This window comes from Shimia sp. (assembly GCF_039969785.1).
Lineage (GTDB): Bacteria > Pseudomonadota > Alphaproteobacteria > Rhodobacterales > Rhodobacteraceae > Shimia.
Genome location: NZ_JBDVNC010000013.1, coordinates 118,546 through 136,376 on the forward strand (window position 1 = coordinate 118,546; position 17,831 = coordinate 136,376).

At 55.9% G+C, this 17,831-nt stretch carries 13 protein-coding genes; 7 read left to right on the top strand and 6 right to left on the bottom strand.

Features of this window, described 5'->3' with window-relative positions; genetic code table 11:
* Positions 1 to 12: 12 nt before the first annotated feature.
* From iaaH to ABJI08_RS05720, 6 genes are all read right to left on the bottom strand, one after another.
* A complete protein-coding gene (iaaH, locus tag ABJI08_RS05695; RefSeq protein ID WP_348400857.1) occupies positions 13 to 1,395 on the bottom strand; it encodes an indoleacetamide hydrolase in 1,383 nt (460 codons plus the stop codon).
* A 59-nt stretch (positions 1,396 to 1,454) separates the two neighbouring features.
* The gene (locus ABJI08_RS05700; RefSeq protein ID WP_348400858.1) at positions 1,455 to 2,213 is read right to left on the bottom strand and encodes a helix-turn-helix transcriptional regulator; all 759 of its coding nucleotides are present in this window, start codon (positions 2,211 to 2,213) and stop codon (positions 1,455 to 1,457) included.
* A gap of 330 nt (positions 2,214 to 2,543) precedes the next feature.
* Positions 2,544 to 4,703, bottom strand: a complete 2,160-nt coding sequence (gene purL / locus ABJI08_RS05705) for a phosphoribosylformylglycinamidine synthase subunit PurL (protein ID WP_348400859.1) — start codon at positions 4,701 to 4,703, stop codon at positions 2,544 to 2,546.
* Positions 4,704 to 4,785: 82 nt separating this feature from the next.
* Complete coding sequence (locus tag ABJI08_RS05710; protein WP_348400860.1) at positions 4,786 to 5,799, bottom strand: BamA/TamA family outer membrane protein; 1,014 nt, start codon at positions 5,797 to 5,799, stop codon at positions 4,786 to 4,788.
* 224 nt (positions 5,800 to 6,023) lie between these two features.
* Positions 6,024 to 8,312, bottom strand: coding sequence for a mechanosensitive ion channel domain-containing protein (locus ABJI08_RS05715; protein ID WP_348400861.1), 2,289 nt, complete (start codon positions 8,310 to 8,312; stop codon positions 6,024 to 6,026).
* Between the two features lie 285 nt (positions 8,313 to 8,597).
* Positions 8,598 to 9,503 (bottom strand): LysR family transcriptional regulator, encoded by a 906-nt coding sequence (locus ABJI08_RS05720; protein WP_348400862.1) that lies wholly within the window; start codon positions 9,501 to 9,503, stop codon positions 8,598 to 8,600.
* Positions 9,504 to 9,677: 174 nt separating this feature from the next.
* Between ABJI08_RS05720 and ABJI08_RS05725 the strand changes: the two genes are divergently transcribed.
* The 7 genes from ABJI08_RS05725 (at position 9,678) to ABJI08_RS05755 (ending at position 17,810) form a co-directional block, all read left to right on the top strand.
* Positions 9,678 to 13,097: an indolepyruvate ferredoxin oxidoreductase family protein gene (locus ABJI08_RS05725; protein WP_348400863.1), complete on the top strand. Its 3,420-nt coding sequence runs from the start codon at positions 9,678 to 9,680 to the stop codon at positions 13,095 to 13,097.
* A 102-nt stretch (positions 13,098 to 13,199) separates the two neighbouring features.
* Positions 13,200 to 14,072, top strand: a complete 873-nt coding sequence (locus ABJI08_RS05730) for a lysophospholipid acyltransferase family protein (protein WP_348400864.1) — start codon at positions 13,200 to 13,202, stop codon at positions 14,070 to 14,072.
* Between the two features lie 21 nt (positions 14,073 to 14,093).
* Positions 14,094 to 14,906 carry a glutamate racemase gene (gene murI, locus ABJI08_RS05735; protein WP_348400902.1) on the top strand — a complete coding sequence of 271 codons (813 nt, stop codon included), beginning with the start codon at positions 14,094 to 14,096 and terminating at the stop codon, positions 14,904 to 14,906.
* A 108-nt stretch (positions 14,907 to 15,014) separates the two neighbouring features.
* Complete coding sequence (gene argC / locus ABJI08_RS05740) at positions 15,015 to 16,043, top strand: N-acetyl-gamma-glutamyl-phosphate reductase (RefSeq protein ID WP_348400865.1); 1,029 nt, start codon at positions 15,015 to 15,017, stop codon at positions 16,041 to 16,043.
* A 22-nt stretch (positions 16,044 to 16,065) separates the two neighbouring features.
* Complete coding sequence (ccmE, locus tag ABJI08_RS05745; RefSeq protein ID WP_348400866.1) at positions 16,066 to 16,515, top strand: cytochrome c maturation protein CcmE; 450 nt, start codon at positions 16,066 to 16,068, stop codon at positions 16,513 to 16,515.
* A 132-nt stretch (positions 16,516 to 16,647) separates the two neighbouring features.
* Complete coding sequence (locus ABJI08_RS05750; protein WP_348400867.1) at positions 16,648 to 17,259, top strand: holin-associated N-acetylmuramidase; 612 nt, start codon at positions 16,648 to 16,650, stop codon at positions 17,257 to 17,259.
* The gene (locus ABJI08_RS05755; RefSeq protein ID WP_348400868.1) at positions 17,250 to 17,810 is read left to right on the top strand and encodes a holin family protein; all 561 of its coding nucleotides are present in this window, start codon (positions 17,250 to 17,252) and stop codon (positions 17,808 to 17,810) included. The genes ABJI08_RS05750 and ABJI08_RS05755 overlap by 10 nt, the downstream gene beginning before the upstream one ends.
* Positions 17,811 to 17,831: the final 21 nt, after the last annotated feature.

Genomic DNA, 17,831 nt, shown 5'->3' on the forward strand with positions numbered 1-17,831 from the left:
CGGTTTCGGCGTTTAATGCGCCATTGCTTTTTCTGCTGCCCTTGCGAGAGAGAGCAGTGATCGGTCCCTTCCTGGCAACGCATCGAATTCGATGCCCACAGGCAGACCGGACGTGATGGGGCAAGGCAGCGAAATGCCCGGCGCGCCGATATTCGAGCCGAGATCTGTGTTGCGGATATAAGTCGGGAAAGTCGGGACTTGTTCACTTTTCAGTTCGACTGTTTCGTCCCCGCCGATAGGGCGCGCGGGCAGAGGGGTGGTTGGAAACACAATCGCATCAAGACCTTGATCTTCGAACACTCGTCCGTAGATTTTGCGCATTTCGGGGCGGTGTCTGTCGATAGCTGCGCGATAGACCGCTTCGGGCATCGCATCATCGCCCAATTGGCTGCTGATGGCGCCGGCGACATCGGGTGACCCGATACTTGCAATTAGCGCATCAAACGTCACATCAGACGCGTGTTCAGCTAAATATGCAGGTAAATCACGCATGACCTCATAAAAGACCACCGGAAAGCTAAAGGCCTCGTTGTGGGACCAGATCCGTTCGAGATCAACCTCAACGAACTTTGCGCCCTGCATCGCCATTGCGGATAATTGTGCCTCGACGGTCGCGGCAACGATGGGGTCAATGTTTTCAAAAAACATCTGTCGGGGAACGCCGATTGTGAAGTCAGATATACCTGCATCCACGACGGTCAATGTGTCACCCGAAAGGACACCATCAAGAAGAGCAATGTCACGCACAGTTCTCGCCATTGGGCCGACCGTGTCTCGGGTATGTGAAATCGGCACGATACCGTCGCCTTCATAGCGCCCGGTTGTCGGGCGAAAGCCAATCACACCGCACAGGGCGGCAGGAATACGACAAGACCCACCCGTATCGGTGCCCAGGCCAGCCGGAAAAATGCCCGCTGCAACCGCAGCAGCAGTTCCACCAGACGATCCGCCAGCGATCATGTTTGGGTCAACCGGGTTTCGAACGGGACCGGTGACCGCATTGTTTGAAGTAATCCCAAAGGCCAGTTCGTGCATGTTGGCCTTGGCCCCGACAAAGCCACCGGCGCGCAGGATCTGCTCTATAACACCCGCTTCACGTGTTGGGGTATGACCCAACAGGGCCCTTGTTCCGCCTGACGTTGGATAGTTCGTCGTGTTGATATTGTCTTTCACGACGAGAGGTAGGCCCGCCAGCGGGGCGTTTGGATTTGCTTGAAACGTTTCGGTTGCCGTTCGAACGAGATATTCGGGGTCAAAACTCTGCAGCGCATTCAGGTTGGAATGGGCAGCTGCCCGCTCCGCCACTGCTTCTGCAAATTCAGAGGGTGCAACTGACCCAACTTTGAATGCTTTGACCGCAGTTGTCGCGTCCAACCGTTCCAAGTCCAGCTTCATCCTCGCCTCCCATATGATTGGAGAGAACGATAGAAGGCAGCGGCACTAGAGGCCTATCATCACAAATGATGATTTTTTTCGGTTAGGTATTGGGCCAGCTGGGTCCGTCTGTTTAGACCCGACTTTCGGAAAATCGCGGCAATATGGCTTCGTAATGTTGGTTTGGAAAACCCAAGCTTTGCGCAGATTTCATCATCAGTCAGTCCAAGTGTTAGAAGATCAGCGACTTCAGCCTCTCGCGCCGTAAAACCCAACCCATCAGCAATTTGGGCAAAGCGCAGCGACGGAAGGTGTTCTGACGCGCTTCTTGCACGGATCAGAGCGTTGACAAGACTTGGACCAACGGCATCCACGATCTGGGCGTCGCGGGATGTAAAATCTTCTCTGTTCGCACCCCGCCAGATACGCAGATCTCCAATGTTGTCGCCACGGTCAAAGGCAAAATAGTTCATGCCGTAGCATAGACCGTCTTGTTTGAGGAAATCATTGAAGAATTCAGTTTTAACAAGCCGGTCGTGCCGCATCACCTCACTGACAGGGGTTGCGCGGCGGCGATTCTGAAGTGTTGGGGTAATGGGGTCGTGAAACTGAAAATGGCTTTCATACCTGCGAAGGTTGTCATCACTCATGTTGATCTGGACGCATGACACAAACTTCTCTGTGGCATCATCCCAGACGTATGAGGCAAAGTAGTCCGCCTTCAGCAATTCCAACATCTTATGGCCGACACGTCTTCGGACCTCTGAGTGGTCAAACTCACCACTTAGATCTCGCATGATTGAGAAGATCAGATCCGTTTCTTGATCAGTCAGGTTCACAGCAATTGCACTTCTTTCAGAATCTCGATCGAAGTCAGTTTAGCTAGGAATACACGTTCCACGAAATCAAAATTGGGTGGCGGTGATCGCTTTTTGTTGGGCTCAGGTTTTCCTGGAGTCAGAAAATTGCAAAAATGCGCGCGCAGTTGCCGTTGGCCAGTTTGCAGCGAAGGTCGCCCTTTTCCGCGACCCGGGCATCGAGCCAACCCATAATGCAGGACGTACGAAGTCTGCACCCGTGTTCTCCCCGAAGCTTGTTCTGGGAAGAAACACGTCGTTGCAGACGAGAGTTGTTAATAGTGCATTGGACTAGCCGATAGGTACCGTATGTCAGGCAACTGCAGCGGCAAAGCTGGTGCGGAAGATTTCCGTCAGTTCGGCCAGCGGGGCTTCGGATTGGCCAAAGCGTACGGTGTCGCCGGTGAAGCGGCCCACAGTGATCAGCGGAACGTCTGCTTTGCCTGCTTCGATCATCAGCGCTTCGGCCTGATCAAAATTGCAAGCCACCAGATAGCGCGCCTGATCTTCGCCAAACAGGGTCGGAGTGTCCTCGGCGTCCAGCTGAACACCCACGTCTGCGGCTTCGGCCATTTCAAAGGCGGCCAGCGCCAGACCGCCATCAGACAAATCGGTGCAGGCCTTGATCAAATCGCGGTTTGCGCGGATGAAATCGCCATTGCGGCGTTCCGCGTCCAGATCAACCTGCGGCGCGTCGCCGTCTTCGCGGTTGAACACTTCGGCCAGCAGGGCGGACTGACCCAGATGTCCGGCGGTGTCGCCAATCACCATGGCCACGTGACCATCGCGGGCGATTCCGTTGATTGGCTCTTCTCCGGCGGCGATCAGACCAACGGCGCCGATGGTTGGCGTTGGCAGAATGCCGGTGCCATCGGTTTCGTTGTAAAGCGATACGTTGCCAGACACGATGGGCATATCAAGCGCGATGACGGCCTGACCAATGCCTTTGATGGCGCCTACGAACTGGCCCATGATCTCGGGCTTTTCGGGATTGCCGAAGTTCATGTTGTCGGTCGTAGCCAAGGGTTTGGCGCCGACTGCACACAAGTTGCGGAACGCTTCGGCGACGGCTTGCTTGCCGCCCTCGGTTGGGTTCGCTTTGACATAGCGCGGGGTCACGTCGCTGGTGAAGGCCAGCTTTTTGTCGGTGCCGTGAACCCGGATCACGCCAGCGCCAAGGCCGGGCAGGCGGGCGCTGTCGGCCATGACCATGGTGTCATATTGCTCATAGACCCATTGTTTGCCTGCATAGTTGGGCGAGGCGAGCAGCGCGCGCAGGCCATCTATGCCATCAATCTGGGGTACATCAGCCAGCTCTTCGGCGGCCGGTGTTTCCACCCAGGGGCGGTCATATTCCGGCGCGCGTCCTGAAAGAGGCGACAGGGGCAGGTCGGCTTTGACCTCGCCATGATGCACGATCAGAAAGCGATCTTCGGCCAGAGTTTCACCGACGATGGCAAAGTCGAGATCCCATTTTTCGAACACGGCGCGGGCTTCGGCCTCAAGCTCGGGCTTGAGCACCATCAACATGCGTTCCTGAGATTCCGACAGCATCATCTCGTAGGCGGTCATGTTGTCTTCGCGTTGGGGCACGTCTTCGAGGTTGAGCTTGACGCCCAGTTGACCTTTGTCGCCCATTTCCACGGCAGAGCAGGTCAGACCGGCGGCACCCATGTCCTGAATGGACACGACCGCGCCGGTTTGCATCAGCTCCAGCGTGGCTTCCATCAGGCGTTTTTCCGTGAAGGGATCGCCAACCTGAACGGTGGGGCGTTTCTCTTCGATTGTGTCGTCAAATTCGGCGCTGGCCATAGTGGCACCACCGACACCGTCGCGTCCGGTTTTCGCACCCAGATACACCACAGGCATGCCGATGCCGGAGGCCGCCGAATAGAAAATGCTGTCAGCTTTGGCGATGCCAGCGGCAAAGGCGTTCACAAGGCAGTTGCCGTTATAGGCGGGATGAAAGCGGACTTCGCCGCCGACAGTGGGCACGCCAAAACAGTTGCCGTAACCGCCAACGCCCTCGACCACGCCATTCACAAGCTGACGGGTTTTGTGGTGATCCGGTTCCCCAAAGCTGAGCGAGTTCATCGCAGCAATCGGGCGGGCACCCATGGTAAAGACATCGCGCAGAATGCCGCCAACACCGGTAGCCGCGCCCTGATAGGGTTCGATATAGGACGGGTGGTTGTGGCTTTCCATTTTGAAGACCACCGCATCGCCATCGCCAATATCTACGATGCCTGCGTTTTCACCGGGGCCGCATATGACCTGAGGTCCTTCGGTGGGCAGGGTGCGCAACCATTTCTTGGAAGACTTATAGGAACAGTGTTCGTTCCACATTGCCGAAAAGATACCCAGTTCGGTGAATGTGGGCGCGCGGCCGATGATTTCGAGGATCAACTGATATTCATCCGGTTTCAGACCGTGGGCGTCGATCAGTTCGGGAGTGATGGCCGGTTCCTGCATAGTCGGTAGAATCCCCGTAAGTGGCGTTTCACAGGGCTTTTAGGTCAGTCGCACCATAAGGGAAAGGGCTAACCCGTCGATGTCAGAAGCGTTGACCCACGTAGATATACACAAGTTGTTCGTCTTCGTCGTTGAAGGACACATCCACAGAGAAATCCGTTTCGAATTTCTTGGTCAGCTGAAAGCGCATGCCAAACCCTGCCGCCGTGTGAACGCCGCCTGCATCCAGAGAGCTGAAATCGGGACCCGTCATACCGGCACCGGCAAAGGCGACAGCGCCAAAACGGCTGCCGAATTTTTGTCTGAGCTCGACCTGAAGTGAGACGCTGCTTGTGTCGTAATACTGAGTTGCCGAGAATCCGCGAAAGGCATCAATGCCGCCCAAAGCACATTGATCAAAGAATGGTGTGTCGGACGTTGCCGCACATGTTGACAGCTGCGAGGCAACTACAGTTTTTTCGCCCAGGGACCAGTAACCAGCCATATTGGCAAAGCTGCGGGCGTAGTCGCGTGCGCTGCCTTCCAGGGTTGTGCCGCCCAGAAGTTCAAAATCTACAAAATATCCGCTGCGGGGGTACAGCGTATCGTCGCGGGAATCGTACTGTCCCACAAATCCAAGGTTGCCAAGTGTCAGGTTTGCGTCCTGAACGACGCCGGGCGGCAAAATGCCTCCGCTTTCGAGGCCAACAGTCGTTTCAAGATACCGTAACGTGCCCCCCACCAGAACATTCTCGCTCACGCCGCGCAACAGCGTAGCTGTAAAAAGTGAGCCGTCTTGTTTCAGGCCAACGGGTACGCCACCCACATACAGGTCGTAATACGCCTCTGCCTGCGCAAGCGTGGCGTCGAGTTTCCATGTATTCGCACCCCAAGACAAGGATCCGGATAAGCCATATCCGTTGGTGCCATTGTCGCTGCGCAATCCGCCGATGGCGAAATGCGAAGTGTCGCTTTCTGCGTCAAACTGGAACAAATAGGCCCCGCCAAGCGCCAGTCCTGCGCCAATCGTGGGGTTCTTGAAGGGGATCGGAGCAACCATGAAAGACCCGGTCCGCAGGCCATAGTCGTCTTCGCGTTCGCTGGCGTCAGCAATCATTTCTGTGCTGCTTACAAGGGCGCTTTCTGCTTTTAGCGAACCCGTTGAACAAAGTGCTAAACATGCGGACAAAGCCACGCCAAGACCCTGTGTGTAGGGCTTTTTGTCGAGGCGGTCACAAAGGCGATAACAATGCGGCACAAAAAAAGACATGCCCACGGTATCCCGCAGGCATGTCCTTAGAGTCAAGCAAGGGCCGATGTCCCGAGCGGCGTATGAAGCGTTTAGTCCGGACCCTTGGGTGCTGCGGCCGGGCCCTGGTCTTCCTGCTGTTGGGCAACAGTTGCTGCAGCCGCAGCGGCCATGGCCGTTTTTTCCGCCTCTGTCAGTTCCTCATGGTGTTCCATGTCCGGCATAGCAACGCGCACTTCGCGGCGGGCAAAGTCGATACCGGCTTCGGCAAACGCGGCCTTGATCTTGTTATAGATCTCTTTGCGGATCATGAATTGTTTGCCCGGCTTGGCCATGAATTTCCCACGGATCACCATGCCAACATCGTCGATGTCGAAAACACCCTGCGACTTGAAAGGTTGCAGGAAGTCGTCTTTGAACAGCTCGTCCTGCAGCATCTCCTGACCGATCTTCTTGAAGATCTTCTTGACCTTGTTGGGGTCGGTATCAAAAGGCACAGTGAATTTGAGCTTCATGATCACCCAGTCGCGTGAGTAGTTGGTCAGCTTTGGGATTTCGCCATAAGGGATCGTGTGCACAGCCCCGCGGTGGTGGCGCAGCTGCATGGAACGAATTGAAATCTTTTCAACCGCGCCCATGGTGCCTTCGATCTCGACATATTCACCAACGCGGAAGGCGTCGTCGATCAGGAAGAAAACGCCGGAAACCACATCCGTGACCAGTTTCTGAGCACCAAAACCAATCGCCAGACCAAGAACACCAGCACCGGCCAGAAGCGGTGTGATGTCGACCCCGAGATTGCCAATGGCCAGCAATCCGAAGATCACGATTATCGTGGTCTGGGCTGAGATCAGCGCCAACGGAAGAACCGTGGACAGTCGCGAGCCGCCGCCGCCGCCCATTTCGTTATCGGCATCTTCCTGAGACATGCCCAGAGCGGTAAACTCTGCCGCCAAGCGGCGGTTGATCCACAGCGAGACACCTTCGTATGCGACATAACCGAAGATAAATGTCAGCATGAAGCTGAACAGATTGTCGGCGATCCCGGCACTGTCCTGCATCAGGCTAAGCAGGCTAAAGTCCCATGCGCTGGCAATCATCGACAGGACAATTCCAAGTGCGATCACGCGCCCGATGCGAACATAGCTGCGCTTGGTGGCGATATAGGCTTGTTCCGCAATTGCACCGACGCCTTGCATCGGAGGAACGAGGTGGCGCACCAATCCGCGAATGGCAGTATCAATGACAGGTGTGAACAACAGCAGGAACATGGTTGTGTAATGCGCGCCCTGAATGATCTGTTTAAAGATCCCCAAACCGGCAAGCACCGCAACCACGCACCATATGAAAACAACGACGGCAATCCCGAAATAGGGATAGGCCCGTGCGACCATTTCATCGAACTTGGTATTGTCAGGGTCGGTGCCACGCATCATTTCTGACAGGCCTTCGCGGGCATACCAGCACAGATAGGCGACGTTGACGTAGACAAGCGTGTTGATCCAGTAGCCAATCAGGGATTTTCCAGGGGGAACACCGTTGGCGCCATTGAACTGAATGACAAAGATCGTCAGACCGCCAAGGAACACAATACCCACAATATTGCGGTGGATGAATTTGGCCCAATGATCGTCGACATTGACGAGTCGCAGGTCAGGCCGGTTTGGAGCCATCAGGAACCGGGAAAAGGCACCGGCCAAACGCGGCATCCAGATCAGATAACTTACAAAAGCAGCCGCGAAGAGGATCTGTTCAGGAGACAGTATCGCCCGGCCAACGACTCGCAAAACAACAAAAAAGATTATCAGGCCGAATATTTCGCGGAAAAACCGACGTGAAAGGAACCTGACTGCGTCTTTCAGAGAGGTCGTGGCTTCGCTTGCCTCTGGGTTACGCGGTTTTACGATCCAGTTCTTCGCTGCGTATTCCGCCCCGAAAGCGATGACCAGAACCAGAGCAAGGAGCCCAAAGAGGGTCATGACCCCGCCAGCACCGCCATAAAAGTTAGCAAAATTGCTAAAGGCTTCGATTTGGGTTGGGATCAGATTGGGAAGTACTTTGATCGCTGTGACCGTTGGCGTAATGAAGGCTGTCCAGAGATTGGCCAGCCGATCAACAAGATTCACGGGCTCCGGGGCCGCATCTGCCTGCATGGCGATGGCATCAAGCCTGTCCAATAACAGGTTGCGTACCTGGTCATCAGACATGCGCGCAACCATTGAGTTGATCGCTTCGGGCGTCATCTCTTCTGGTATTAGGGTCAGTTCAGCCTCGGCGGAACTGGTTGTTCCGGTTGGCAACATTGTCTGCGCCTGTACCTCAAACGAGCTTGCAAATGTCGTGAGAAGAACAAGCGTCACAATCCAAATGGTTTTTAACATGCAGTATCCCTGCTTTTAAATTCTTTGCTTCACGCGCAAGTTTAACAGCCTGTACGGTAATTGCATTTGATTTTTGAAGAAGAAACACAGAACGTTGCGCCGCGTTTTGCGCAAAGCAAAAAAAAGGCCGAGCATAAGCTCGGCCGAAGTCCAACAGGGAGGTATGAAGATGATGCGCATATGTGCAAACATCGCCTTCAAGAGATGAAATAGTGATCAGTATTGAATCGATCAAGCTTTTTATGCTGCAATTGCAGCATGGCCGCTATGCGTTTTTTGCATAGCTTAAGGATTTCCTTTTTGTGCCAACTGCTTGCGATGTGAAATTATTTCTTCCTGAACAAAGTCCCGGAACGCGCCAATGCGCTTGGACTGGCGCAATTCCTCTGGGTAGGCAAGGAATACGGGCACTTCGGCAGATTCGATTTCGGGCAGAACGCGTACCAAGTCCGGGAAATCCTGGATGACGTAGTCCGGCAATACACCGACGCCCAAACCATGAATAACAGCCTGAAGTACGCCGAAGTAGTTGTTGACGTAAAGAATGGACTGAAGGTCATCGGCCAACAGGCTTTGCACAAAACTGGCACCTGCGCCAACCTGTTCGGATGTGATGTTCTGGCAGATCAACCGGTGACTCGACAAATCTTTGAGCTCGTCGATTTCGCCATGCTCTTCGAGATACTGTTGCGTCGCATAGAGGCGCATGCGCACGCTCATCAGACGTTTGCGGATCAGGTCGGCCTGACTTGGCTCTTTCATACGAATGGCCACGTCGGCTTCGCGCATGGGCAGGTCAAGCACGCGCTCTTCCAGCATTAGGTCAATATTGAGGTCCGGGTATTTTTCGTAGAGCTTGGTCAGGCGCGGCGCCAGCCACAGCGTGCCAAAACCGATGGTTGTGGTGACGCGCAATTCGCCAAACACTTCTTCTTCGCTGTCACGAATGCGTGCCGAGGCAGCATCCAGTCGCTTGGTCATCGACTTGGTGGCATCAAACAGCAACTCACCCTGTTCGGTGAGAATCAGGCCGCGTGCGTGGCGGTGAAAAAGCGTGGTGCTGAGCGACTCTTCCAGCGCGCGCACTTGCCGGGATACGGCAGATTGCGACAAATGCAGGATGTCACCGGCATGCGTAAGGCTGCCAGCGTCTGCCACTGCGTGGAATATTCTGAGTTTGTCCCAATCCATACGGGTAACTTTCGCGACGTTTTGATTTGTTTATGCGAAACAGGTGCAAAACGAAACCGGGCTATCCCGAGAATGTGATCAGGCGGCGAAAAAATGTTTACATAGGTCAGAAATTATGACCTAATATTGCTACTATATTGGTCACGAGGGGTGATCCGGCGAGGGGAGCGCACGATGGGTATTCAGAAAGTGTCATTGAATGACAGACTGGATCTGAGCAAGAAAAACGTTTTGCTGAATGGTACACAGGCGTTGGTGCGTCTGATGATGATGCAAAAAGTGCGCGACACAAAGGCTGGGTTGAACACGGCCGGGTATGTCACGGGGTATCGCGGCTCGCCTTTGGGCGCGGTCGACAGCCAGATGATGCGCGCGGAAAAGGCACTGAAAGAACACGACGTTCTATTTCAGTCCGGGCTGAACGAAGACCTTGCGGCGACGGCGCTGTGGGGCAGTCAGCAGGCAGAACTGCGCGGCGAAGGTAAGTTCGACGGTGTTTACGGGCTTTGGTACGGCAAAGGCCCGGGCGTGGATCGCACTGGCGACGTAATGCGCCACGCCAATATGGCTGGAACCGCGCGTCATGGCGGCGTGCTGATGGCGATGGGGGATGATCATACCGGCGAAAGCTCGACCGTGCTGCACCAGTCGGAGTGGGCGTTGGTGGATGCCTATATGCCCATCGTATCGCCCGCCGGTGTTCAGGAGATCATGGATTACGGCCTTTATGGCCTGGCGCTGTCACGGTTTTCGGGGCTTTGGGTCGGGCTGAAGACGATGAAAGATACAATAGAGGCCACGGCAGTGGTGGATGGTGATCCGCATCGGCTGAGCTTTGTTGAGCCAGAGTTTGAGATGCCCGAAGGTGGATTGAACATTCGCCTGATAGATACGCCTCATGCGCAGGAGACGCGCATGATTGACCACAAACGCTTTGCCGCGGAGGCGTTTTCGCGCGCCAATAAGATGGACAAGCGCATGTGGGGGCAGGCCGGGGCCAAGGTAGGTTTGGTTGCGGCGGGCAAGAACTGGCTTGATCTTGTGCATGCGCTGGACCTGCTGGGGATTGACGCGGATGAAGCCGATCGGCTTGGCATCACGACCTATAAGGTGGGGCAGACTTTTCCGCTGGATATGAAGGGCTTTCACGAATGGGCCGAAGGGCTGGACCTGATTGTTATCGTTGAAGAAAAGCGCAAATTGATCGAGGTTCAGGTCAAGGAAGCCATCTTTGATGATCGACGTGGTCGCCGGGTTTATGGCTGGCACAAGGGCGGCGGCGCCGGGTCGATGCATGGGGAAGAACTGTTTCCGACACGTGGCGCGCTGGACCCGATCATGATCGCAGAGAAGCTGGGCGATATTCTGATCGAAGAGGGCCGTGGTACAGACGCGGTCAAAGCCGGTATGTCGACATTGTCCGAGGCCAGGCGGGCAGACAACGCCGAAGACATCGCCGTGCGCACACCGTGGTTCTGTTCGGGCTGCCCGCATAACAGTTCGACCAAGGTGCCTGAAGGCAGCCGGGCCTATGCCGGGATCGGATGCCATTACATGGTGCAATGGATGGACCGGGACACGCTTGGGTTCACGCATATGGGCGGCGAAGGGGCGAACTGGATCGGGGAAGCTCCGTTTTCCAACACAGACCACGTGTTCCAGAATTTGGGTGACGGGACCTATAACCATTCCGGTGTTCAGGCGATCCGCGCGGCCTTGGCTGCGGGCACTACGATGACCTATAAAATCCTGTTCAACGATGCCGTCGCCATGACCGGTGGGCAGGCCAACGACGGCGGGTTGTCACCCCAGAAAATCGTCAGCGAAGTGCGCGCGATGGGGGTTGAGAACGTAGCCGTGGTCTATGACGAAAAAGAAGACGTGGATCAGGGGGCTTTTCCCGCCGGAATAAGCTTTCACGAGCGGGCGGATTTGCAAACTGTTCAGAAAAGTTTTAGAGAAAACAGAGGCGTATCGGTTATTGTTTACGTGCAGACCTGTGCTGCGGAGAAACGTCGCCGTCGCAAACGTGGCCTGTTTCCAGATCCTGATCGTCGCGTGTTTATCAACACGGATGTCTGCGAAGGTTGCGGGGATTGCGGTGTGCAATCCAACTGTATTTCGATTGAACCTGTCGAGACCGAACTTGGGCGCAAGCGCAAGATCAACCAGTCCAGTTGCAACAAGGATTTCAGCTGTGTGAATGGATTCTGCCCGAGCTTTCTGACGATTGAGGGCGGTCAGATCAAGAAAGCTGCCACTGCGACGCTGGACTTGCCCGACATGCCATTGCCCGCGTTCAACCCAATTGAGGGCACGCATAATGTAGTGATCACAGGCGTCGGGGGAACCGGCGTTGTGACGATTGGGGCCATTTTGGCGCAGGCGGCGCAGATTGACGGGAAAGCCGCGGCAATGATGGAAATGGCCGGATTGGCGCAAAAAGGCGGTGCGGTGCACATTCATTGCCGTCTGGCCGAAACGCCAGACGCGATCAGCGCGGTGCGCGTGGCCACAGGCGAAGCGGATGCCCTGATAGGCGGTGATCTGGTGGTGAGCGCGGGTGCCAAGACGCTGGGCCTGACCAAAACCGGGCGCACAGCAGGTGTGGTCAACAGCCATGAGATCATCACTGGTGATTTCACACATGACACCGAATTTCGTATACCTTCTGATCGGTTAGAGGTCGCGCTTCAGGCAAGGCTCCGTGACAAACTGACAATGTTTGACGCGTCTGAGCTGGCGCGTGTGATCATGGGGGATTCGATCTTTTCCAACATGATGGTGTTTGGCGCGGCGTGGCAGAATGGATTGATCCCGCTTAGCCACGAGGCCGTTGTTGCCGCGATTGAAATCAATGGCGCAGCGGTGGAACGCAATTTGCGCGCCTTTGAGGTTGGACGGTGGGCCGCTCTTTATCCGCAGGACGCGGATGCGATGTCGGCACCTAAGGTAGTGGAACTGCCCAAATCGCTGGAAGATAAGATCGCGTTTCGCGCTGATCATCTGGTGAAGTATCAGGGCAAGCGATTGGCCAAACGGTATCGCAAGATGGTTGATGGCATTACGGATGTACGCCTGAAAGAGGCGGTGGCCGCAGGGTATCACAAGCTGTTGGCGTATAAGGATGAATACGAAGTTGCGCGTCTGCATCTGGAAAGCCGAGACAAGGCTGCGGAAGTCTTTGAAGGCGATTTCGAGATTAAATTCCACCTCGCGCCACCGATGTTGTCCAGGGAAGGCGCAAATGGTCGTCCGCTGAAAAAGGAATATGGCGCGGGTATGATGCGTTGGTTCCGGCTTTTGGCGCGTATGAAAGGTTTACGCGGCACGCCGCTGGACCTGTTTGGACGCACAGCAGAGCGCAAGATGGAACGCGCGTTGATCCGCCAGTATGAGAGCGACATGAAGGCAGTCTTGCGCGATCACGGTGCGCAAGCCTCGGATGCAGCCATCGCATTGGCGGAATTACCGTTGCAGATCAGAGGGTTTGGCCCGGTGAAGCAAGACAATGAGGCAAAGGCCGCCAATCGGCGCGAGGAAATTCTTGCGGCGCTGAAAGCCGGGGATGTGGTGAAAGCGGCGGCGGAATAGATCCCATCGGTCTATGAATTCGTTGAGGATGAAATAAGGTTGTTCAGGTCGCAAAGGCGCCCGTAGATTGCCAGCCAGTAAGACCTGAACACAGGCGCAATTATGACAAATGATGTCACCAGAGAGATCAGCTATGCCCAATGTGGCGCCACGCGAGTAGGGCGCACGATCATTCGTGGGCTGGAGAATGCCACCGGACGCGTCGGGTTGATCCGGCGCGGTGCGGGGTATGAAAACGACGTGGCGCAAGGGCGCGATTTCTGGCGGGTGATGATGGCGCGATACGGGCTTAGCCTTGAGGTAATTGCCGGGTCGCTGGCCGACATTCCGAAGCACGGGCCGCTTTTGATGGTGGCTAACCATCCGTTTGGTATTCTGGACGGTTTGATGATGGGCCATATATTGAGCGAGGTGCGGGACGATTTCCGTATTCTGGCGCATAATGTGTTTAAAAAGGCCGAAGTGCTGGATCGGATTGTATTGCCGATTTCGTTTGAGGATACAAAAGCTGCGCTGCAACTGAACTTGAACACGCGCAATCAGGCGTTGAATTTCCTGAAACAGGGTGGGGCCTTAGGGGTGTTTCCGGGCGGCACAGTCAGCACGTCGGCCAGACCCTTTGGCGCGCCACTGGATCCCGAATGGCGCAGTTTCACGGCGCGGATGATTGCCAAATCGGACGCGCAGGTTGTGCCGGTCTATTTTGAGGGCACCAACAGCCGGATGTTTCAGATTGCCAGCCATATGCACAGCAGTTTGCGGCTGGGATTGCTGATCAGAGAGTTCGGAAAGCGGGTTGATACGCCGGTGCGGGTTGTGATCGGTAAACCCGTCCCGCGCGACGATCTGGCGACTTTTGGCGGTGAGTCAAAAGGCCTGATGGACTTTCTCAGACGACGCACCTATGAGTTGTCGCCAAGACCATTGCCGGAAAGTGGCTATGGGTTTGAATTTGAGGAAAAACGCCGGGCGTAACGCCTGTGAGTGAGCACTACGATGGCAGTCGGTATTTTTGACAGCGGCCTTGGTGGCCTGACGGTTCTGGACGCGGTGACCAAACGGTTGCCGGATCAGGCATTTGTTTATTTCGGTGACAATGCGCATGCGCCTTATGGGGTGCGGGATTCGGATGATGTTTATAATCTGACCACGGCAGCGGTTGAACGTATGTGGGACGCGGGCTGTGATCTGATCATTCTGGCGTGCAACACGGCCAGTGCTGCGGCGCTGCGGCGGATGCAGGAAAGCTGGATTCCCACCGACAAGCGCGTTTTGGGTGTTTTTGTTCCTTTGATTGAGGCGCTGACCGAACGCAGCTGGGGCGATAATTCGCCACCACGCGAAGTGGGCGTGAAACATGTGGCGTTGTTCGCGACGCCTGCAACCGTGGCCAGCCGGGCGTTTCAGCGTGAACTGGCGTTTCGCGCGATCGGTGTGGATGTCGAAGCTCAAGCCTGTGGCGGTGTGGTAGATGCCATCGAAGACGGCGATTTGATTTTGGCCGAAGCCATGGTGCGCAGCCATGTTGATGCGCTTAAGCGCAAGATGCCAGATCCGGAAGCGGCCATCCTGGGCTGTACGCATTATCCGTTGATGCACGACACGTTTCAAAGCGCGTTGGGGGCGGATGTGAAGGTTTACAGCCAGGCCAATCTGGTGGCCGAGTCGCTGGCGGATTATTTGGAACGGCACCCGGCGATGAAGGGGCAGGGCACAGAAAACCTGTTCCTGACCACGGGTGACGCGCGCACGGTGTCTGACCGGGCCACGCAGTTTTTGCGACGACAAATAACCTTTGAGGCGGCGTAAGCGCGCAGGCCTCTCGCAATTTTCTCACATTTCGACTACATAACGCCCCGAACCTGAGGGGCTGCGCACGCGCATAAACGTGCGGCAAGGAAAGGAAGAGGTCTGATCATGACCCACAAAATCGCTATTCTGGGCGCCAGCGGCTATACTGGTGCAGAGCTTGTCCGGCTGATCGCCACGCATCCGAATATGGAAATTGTTGCGCTGTCGGCAGACCGCAAGGCGGGAATGGAGATGGCGGCGGTGTTTCCGCATTTGCGCCATCTGGCGCTGCCAACTCTTTGTAAAATAGATGAGATTGATTTTGCTGATGTGGATCTGTGCTTTTGCGCATTGCCGCATGCGACCAGCCAGCGGGTGATCCGCGATTTGCCAAAGACGCTGAAAGTGGTGGATCTGTCTGCCGATTTCCGGCTGCGCGATCCCGAGGAATACGCCAAGTGGTATGGCGGCCAACATGACGCGCTGGAGTGTCAGGCCGAGGCGGTTTACGGGCTGACCGAATTTTACCGGGACGAGATCAAAAACGCGCGACTGGTGGCAGGTACCGGGTGCAATGCGGCGACGGGGCAGTATATTTTGTCGCCTTTGATTAAAGCCGGCGTTATTGACTTTGATCATGTCATTCTGGATTTGAAATGTGCTGTATCTGGCGCAGGTCGGTCGCTGAAGGAGGGACTTTTGCACGCCGAGCTGAGCGAAGGGTATCATGGCTATGCCGTGGGCGGGACGCACCGGCATCTGGGTGAGTTTGACCAGGAGTTCAGCAAACTGGCCGGACGTGACGTTCGGATACAGTTTACGCCACATCTGGTGCCTGCAAACCGGGGCATTCTGGGGACGGCGTATGTGCATGGGTCTGCGCAAGAGGTGTATGATACACTTGCCTCGGCTTACGCGGACGAGCCGTTCATCACGGTGCTGCCTTATGGCGAGGTGCCGAGCACGAAACACATTCGGGCCTCGAACTTTTGCCATATCGGCGTGGTTGCGGACCGGATCGAGGCGCGCGTGATTGTGATCGCGGCGCTGGACAATTTGACCAAGGGCTCAAGCGGGCAGGCATTGCAGAACGCGAACCTGATGCTTGGGGAAGAGGAAACAGAGGGCCTGATGTTGGCGCCGGTCTTCCCATAAGCCCAGGGAAAGGGAAAAGAGGATGAAGAACCTCAAAAAGAAACGCCGGATTCAGGTGATCGTTGTCGCGTTTGTCGCGCTGGCGGTTTCGACGGCGTTGATTGGATACGCCATGCAGGACGGGATCAACTTTTTCCGCTCGCCCAGTCAGGTGGCAGAAGCGCCGCCTGCAGCGAACGAAGTTTTTCGCATTGGCGGGCTGGTCGAAGAAGGCAGCCTTGTGCGCGGTCAGGGCGAGACTGTGCGGTTTTCCGTGACCGACGGCGGGGCGTCTATTCCGGTGGCATTCACCGGCGTTTTGCCAGACCTGTTTGAGGAAAATCAGGGCATGGTCGGCACTGGGAGATACATCGAAGGTGTATTCGAAGCCTCTGAAATCCTTGCCAAACACGATGAGAATTATATGCCCAAAGAGGTGGTGGATGCGCTGAAAGAACAGGGTGTCTATGTGGAGCCTGACGAGGGCAGCTGAGCCTTTTGGCTTTGACATTGCAGGCTCTCCGGGCGTTGCCCTGGCGGGTCTTTTTTGTGCGCGCGGTGCAATTGGGCGGCATTAACACATTTGGGGCAGGTTGATTGGCGTTGATACCCGTGAGGATGCGCCATGCAGGATGTTCGCCAGATTGCCGAAGAAATTGTTGCCCGCGAAGGTGGCTTTGTGAATGACCCGGATGATCCGGGCGGGGCCACAAAATTTGGCGTCACGATTGCCACTGCACGCCGTGTCGGGCTGGACAAGGACGGCGATGGCGATGTGGACATTGCCGATATCAAAGCCCTGAGCCGAGAAGATGCCGTTTCAGTTTTCCTGAAGCACTATTATCAGGGGCCCGGGCTGGACCAGCTGCCACCCATCGTGCAGGCGTCGGTGTTTGATATGTATGTGAATGCGGGCCGTCAGGCGGTGCAGATACTGCAGCGTCTTCTGTGCCAGATGGGTCAACGTGTGAGTGTCGACGGTGCAATTGGCCCTCAGACCATTGCCGCAGCCGAGGCAGCGGCAGCCGCAGCACCGCATCATCTGGCAGATGCATATGGGATCGCGCGGCGGAATTTCTATTTTCAACTGGCCGACAACCGCCCGGCCAGCCGAAAATATGCGCGCAGTCGCGCAGGTGGCAAGGGGGGATGGATCCGTCGTGCCGAAGAATTCATTTCGCCACGCTATCACATGAATGATGCCGAGTTTCAGAAACGGGTGGCGACATGGGCCTGATCGAAAAGCTGTTTTCGATGGTGTTCGGGGGTGGGCGCAATGTGGTCAAGGAAACCGCCGAGGTGTTTCGTGAAAATGCCGAGGCCGGGGCGGTGCGGGCCAAGGACGTTCAGGTTGCAGCAATGGAAGGGTTTTCGGCCGAGTTCCGACAGGCCGGGCGCGGAGGGTTTGACCGGATCATGGATGGCGTGAACCGGCTGCCGCGTCCGGCCATGGCGTTGGGGTGTCTGGGGCTATTTGTGTCGGCCATGGTGAACCCGGTTTGGTTTGCCGAACGCATGGCTGGCATTGCGCTGGTGCCTGAACCTTTGTGGTGGCTTTTGGGTGTTGTGGTGAGTTTTTATTTCGGGGCGCGGCATCAGGCCAAGGGGCAGGAGTTCCAACGTGCCATTGCCGGAACCGTTGCGCGTGTGCCTGATGTGGTTCGAAATATTCGGGACGTCCGGAGTTTGGAGACCAATAGCCAGTTTCTGAGTGGCACAGATAATGCGGCATTGCGCGACTGGCAGAAAAACCAAAAAAGCCGTCCGGTTCCGGCCAGCGACCATTGAAACGTCCTGTCGTGTCCTTGA

Excerpts from the sequence above, each read along its gene's own strand:
- ABJI08_RS05710 (WP_348400860.1), bottom strand. The coding sequence starts at position 5,799 with ATGATTGCTGACGCCAGCGAACGCGAAGACGACTATGGCCTGCGGACC.
- purL (WP_348400859.1), bottom strand. The coding sequence starts at position 4,703 with ATGCAGGAACCGGCCATCACTCCCGAACTGATCGACGCCCACGGTCTG.
- ABJI08_RS05730 (WP_348400864.1), top strand. The coding sequence starts at position 13,200 with ATGACAAATGATGTCACCAGAGAGATCAGCTATGCCCAATGTGGCGCC.
- argC (WP_348400865.1), top strand. The coding sequence starts at position 15,015 with ATGACCCACAAAATCGCTATTCTGGGCGCCAGCGGCTATACTGGTGCA.
- ABJI08_RS05725 (WP_348400863.1), top strand. The coding sequence starts at position 9,678 with ATGGGTATTCAGAAAGTGTCATTGAATGACAGACTGGATCTGAGCAAG.
- ABJI08_RS05720 (WP_348400862.1), bottom strand. The coding sequence starts at position 9,503 with ATGGATTGGGACAAACTCAGAATATTCCACGCAGTGGCAGACGCTGGC.
- murI (WP_348400902.1), top strand. The coding sequence starts at position 14,094 with ATGGCAGTCGGTATTTTTGACAGCGGCCTTGGTGGCCTGACGGTTCTG.
- ABJI08_RS05755 (WP_348400868.1), top strand. The coding sequence starts at position 17,250 with ATGGGCCTGATCGAAAAGCTGTTTTCGATGGTGTTCGGGGGTGGGCGC.
- iaaH (WP_348400857.1), bottom strand. The coding sequence starts at position 1,395 with ATGAAGCTGGACTTGGAACGGTTGGACGCGACAACTGCGGTCAAAGCA.
- ABJI08_RS05750 (WP_348400867.1), top strand. The coding sequence starts at position 16,648 with ATGCAGGATGTTCGCCAGATTGCCGAAGAAATTGTTGCCCGCGAAGGT.
- ccmE (WP_348400866.1), top strand. The coding sequence starts at position 16,066 with ATGAAGAACCTCAAAAAGAAACGCCGGATTCAGGTGATCGTTGTCGCG.
- ABJI08_RS05715 (WP_348400861.1), bottom strand. The coding sequence starts at position 8,312 with ATGTTAAAAACCATTTGGATTGTGACGCTTGTTCTTCTCACGACATTT.